This window comes from Streptomyces sp. AB3(2024) (assembly GCF_041862025.1).
Taxonomy (GTDB): Bacteria; Actinomycetota; Actinomycetes; order Streptomycetales; family Streptomycetaceae; genus Streptomyces.
In genome coordinates, this window is the sequence record NZ_JBGWAB010000319.1 from 1 (window position 1) to 736 (window position 736).

Annotated in this window: 1 protein-coding gene; it reads right to left on the reverse strand. The window is 64.7% G+C overall.

Going from position 1 to position 736, the window contains the following annotated elements; genetic code table 11:
- A partial coding sequence (locus ACEPPI_RS40555; protein WP_373920248.1) for an ABC transporter substrate-binding protein occupies positions 1–736 on the reverse strand: 736 nt, incomplete at both ends.

Below are 736 nucleotides of genomic sequence, written 5' to 3' on the forward strand. Positions count from 1 at the left end.
AGCTTGGCGTTGGCGGAGGCCTTGGCCTTGTCCGGGTTGGCGTTGATCCACTCGTTGGTCTTCACCGTGCCCTTGAGCACGGCCTCCACCACGTCGGCGTGCTCCTTGAGGAACTTCTGCGACACGATGACGTTCGTGATCACGAACTTCTTGTCGGGCCACAGGGCCGTTTCGTCGAGGAGGACGGAACCGCCCTCGGAGACGAGCTTGGAGGCCGTGGGCTCCGGCACCCAGGCGCCGTCGATCGAGCCCTGCTTGAAGGCGTCCGGGGTGACCTTGTTGTCCGTGCGGACGACGGAGACGTCGCCCTTGCCGGACTCGGGGTCGACCGACCAGCCCTTCTCGGAGATCCAGTTGAGGAACGCGACGTCCTGCGTGTTCCCCTTCTGGGGGGTGGCGATCTTCTTGCCCTTGAGGTCGTCCAGGGTCTTGATCTTGTCCGGGTTCACGACCAGCTTGACGCCGCCGGAGGCGGAGCCGGAGATGATCCGCAGGTTCTGGCCCTTGGACTTGACGTAGCCGTTGATCGACGGCGAGGGGCCGATGAAGCCGATGTCGAGAGAGCCGCCGTTGAGGGCTTCGATCTCGGACGGGCCGGCGTTGAAGGACTGCGGCTTGATCTTGGTGCCGTTCAGTTCCTTCTCGATCAGGCCCTCCTGGAGGCCGACCAGAGCGGTGGCGTGCGTCAGGTTCGGGAAGTACCCGATGCGGACCTCGGAGGCGGAGAGCTTCTTGG